Source organism: Acinetobacter rudis, from assembly GCF_000829675.1.
GTDB classification, from domain to species: Bacteria; Pseudomonadota; Gammaproteobacteria; order Pseudomonadales; family Moraxellaceae; genus Acinetobacter; species Acinetobacter rudis.
On the sequence record NZ_BBRX01000130.1, the window covers coordinates 1 to 3,191 of the forward strand.

Below are 3,191 nucleotides of genomic sequence, written 5' to 3' on the forward strand. Positions count from 1 at the left end.
GCCCATGGATTTCAATAGAAAAAACGAATACTTAAGACATCCTAGCGGAGGAATTGTTTCAGATTGTCAGGGGGGGGCGCTGAGTTCTGCAGCTAGCCTGACAACAAAACGTTTTTGGGATGAGAATCATCTGCCGTATGGTACGACAGAGTTTAAGTGTGTAGATGGTAAGGCATATTTATTAAAAGATGCACCTGCAGGTAGTATTGATGATCGCAGTAAAATCCCCCGCATTACAGAACGAGTGAATCAAAAGTAACAATGAAGCATCTGAATGTTTATGAGATGGTACGCCAATGATCCAAACCATGAAAAAATTGAGCTTAATTGTATTGATGAGTGCTCCTTTAACCGCATGTTTCATAGGCTCCTTTGGCCCTCTACCCATGGATGTCAATCGAAAAAATGAATACCTAGAATATCCATGGGGAGGAATCGTAAAAGATTGTCAGGGGAAAGCGTTGGGGGCTGCTGATAGCCCATGGACACAGGCTTTTTGGGATTATAATCATCTACCACATGGGACTATAGATTTTGTTTGTGTAGATGGTAAGGCGTATCTACCGGGTCAACAACCTAAAGCTAAGTGAATAGTAATCATTAAATGTTTCATTAGTTAGATGGTGAGGTAACAAGGATAAAGACAATGAAAAAATTAAGCGTAGTTGCGCTGTTGGTATTGATGAGTGCTCCTTTAACCGCGTGTTTCTTAGGCTCCTTTGGCCCTCTCCCCATGGATGTCAATCGAAAAAATGAATACCTAGAATACTCATGGGGGGGGATTGTAAAAGATTGTCAGGGGAATGCGTTGAGTTCTGCTGATAGCTTAAGCACTAAAGCTTTTTGGGATAATAATCATCTGCCACATGGGACTATAGATTTTGTTTGTGTAGATGGTAAGGCGTATCTACCGGGTCAACAACCTAAAGCTAAGTGAAAATTATATTCAGTTAATGGGTCTGAAAAGTGTTGTTTGAGTATGCTAAAGCTAAAGATGATGTGCCTAATGGTGTGTGGGGACAAGTCTATGATCGCAGTAAATTACCTTAATTATTCATCGACTTTATGATATTTATAATATTCAGATGATTGTTTGTGTGAATGATATTTATCTTGACAAAGAAATAATGTGTTGTACGTGGGGCAATTAAAATATACGGTTATTTAAAAATCGTCAGTGTTAAAAACTCAATCTTAATAAGTGAAAACTTTGGAAAATGTTATGCAGAAAATTTTTAGATCTGAAAAAATTGAATGGAGCACGGAATTATATAGTCCCAGACATTATCCAATCCGCTTGCTTACAGGGGATTGTTTTTGGTTCTACAGTCATAATCAGGTTAGAGTCGGTTTTTCTGGTGGGGCCGCTGGTGGATGGCGTTCTACAGGTGCCTATATTCGTGGTGGAATGCCAGATCGCAAAGTCAAATTACCCGATGCTGTTCAGTTAACTTGGTTATCAGAAACAGAACGTAAGTTTTATCAGGTTCAAATAGAGCTTCCGAGAGAGCAAATTTTAGATCAATTTCATGCTGTAGTTTTAACTTTAGAATATCAAAAGAAAACGTTTGCCCATCAAGATGGAATAGACTTTGCCTTTGAACCAGGTGGACGAGTTTATTTACGAACCAGTGGTGCTCGGGTTGTAGAGTTGGGACATTTTCAAGCTAAAGAACTTGCAATGGAGTGGTGGTATTTCTCAAAAGCTGAAGGTTTTGATGGGACTTGGGTTACACCTGAAAAATACTATGAAATGAGTTTTAATAAACTCCCAGAGCGTATACAAAAGCAGTATCAGGAAAAAACGATACCTGTTGGGCGTTGGCTTGCTTATAGTGAAAATAAATACCCTTGGAAAATCTTGGTATCAGATTTGAAGATAGAGGCCTATTATATTCAATATGTCAATGCTGAACAGTATTTAGTTACTCATGATATGTTGCAACAGGAACAGAGTAAAGAGAAGCATGTGCCTGCTGTAATCACTCTATATTATGAGATCAATAATACTCGTTATAAGCATCATGTTTATTTCACTGATGGAGATTGGGGAAAAGGTGAAGAACCCGAAGATGATTTGGCTATTTTTAATCTTTTTTCTGGTTTTTTTAGGAAAGCGACAATGTCGGCCATTCTTGAATTTCAATTACTTGATGGAAAAATGATAGCAGTCCTACATAACGGGCAAAATAAAGTTAGTGTGAAGATATTTAATCAAAATGTGGAGAGATTAAAGAAAGATCAATATTAATAATGTATTCGTTCTTTCAATATATTAGGTTTGGTATCTAAAATTTCCAAATTTAAATGAATCTATCAAGCATGATAGAAGCTCTAGATACTTACTATAAATGGATGAGTTATTTGGAACGACAATGCTCATTTTGTTGGGGATTCTGTGACTATTGAAGGTGTCAATACAACAGTTGCTTTTGGTAATTCCCATCTATCAGATGTGGTTTTAAATTTGTCTAAGTATAGTGGCTGTTAATAAAACAGCTCATGCAATCTTTCCTAGCATTAAGATAATGAACGAGTATTCTAACTCAGAATTTCATTGATTTTTTCTGTCTAATTCTACCGAAAGATCATATCTGGCTGAGTAAATTACAAGGAAATTATTATCAAATATCTTTATAAAATAGTATCAGTCTCAACTTTAATCATATTCATCACTGGCTGTAGTGATTTTGTTGACTCATTTAGCCCAATACCAAGACAGAAAGTACTGCTGCATGCAGATGGTAGTTCTGTTCGAGATTGTCAGGGGGCACCATTGCCGGATGGAGGTGGGGCTAAAGAATTTTGGAGATCAAATAATCTGCCCAAAGGCACAATTGAATTTATTTGTGTAGATGGTAAGGCGTTTTTACCAGGTCAAGAACCTAAGCGGTAAATATAAGTATGTATTTTTAGTCTATGTGTTCAGATAATTAGATTGAATTGATGTCTATTTTTAGTAGTGATAAGAAGATAAAGAGAGAACTTTTTTGTTCTATGATGAAAAGGGAGTAGATGGATTAGGTTTTAATGGTTTTATCCAATGGAGCGTAAAACCTCACCGTTCAGGGTGAGGATATAAGCGACGGGTGTTAGCCATATTTTAAGCTATTTACTCGGATTGAAATAGCGGCTTTAGGAGGGTAATTGATCAAATAATGAATATGGTCAGCTTCCCATTAAATTCAACG

The 3,191-nt window shown here is 36.8% G+C and carries 4 protein-coding genes and 1 pseudogene; 4 read left to right on the top strand and 1 reads right to left on the bottom strand.

Annotation, left to right across the window (positions count from 1 at the left end; all coding sequences use genetic code 11):
- From Aru01_RS18410 to Aru01_RS18090, 4 genes are all read left to right on the top strand, one after another.
- A partial coding sequence (locus tag Aru01_RS18410; RefSeq protein WP_042111767.1) for a hypothetical protein occupies positions 1-259 on the top strand: 259 nt, incomplete at its 5' end.
- Positions 260-308: 49 nt separating this feature from the next.
- On the top strand, positions 309-590 hold the full coding sequence (locus Aru01_RS18080; protein ID WP_040331122.1) for a hypothetical protein: 282 nt from the start codon (positions 309-311) through the stop codon (positions 588-590).
- Positions 591-646: 56 nt separating this feature from the next.
- Complete coding sequence (locus Aru01_RS18085) at positions 647-937, top strand: hypothetical protein (RefSeq protein ID WP_016655985.1); 291 nt, start codon at positions 647-649, stop codon at positions 935-937.
- A gap of 285 nt (positions 938-1,222) precedes the next feature.
- The gene (locus Aru01_RS18090) at positions 1,223-2,251 is read left to right on the top strand and encodes a DUF2931 family protein (protein WP_016655986.1); all 1,029 of its coding nucleotides are present in this window, start codon (positions 1,223-1,225) and stop codon (positions 2,249-2,251) included.
- An 841-nt stretch (positions 2,252-3,092) separates the two neighbouring features.
- Here Aru01_RS18090 and Aru01_RS18925 read toward each other — a convergent pair.
- Positions 3,093-3,167 (bottom strand): annotated as a pseudogene (locus tag Aru01_RS18925) (IS200/IS605 family transposase); the annotation flags it as partial.
- Between the last annotated feature and the right edge of the window lie 24 nt (positions 3,168-3,191).

Coding starts and splice junctions, on each gene's coding strand:
- Aru01_RS18080 (WP_040331122.1), top strand. CDS start 309: ATGAAAAAATTGAGCTTAATTGTATTGATGAGTGCTCCTTTAACCGCA.
- Aru01_RS18085 (WP_016655985.1), top strand. CDS start 647: ATGAAAAAATTAAGCGTAGTTGCGCTGTTGGTATTGATGAGTGCTCCT.
- Aru01_RS18090 (WP_016655986.1), top strand. CDS start 1,223: ATGCAGAAAATTTTTAGATCTGAAAAAATTGAATGGAGCACGGAATTA.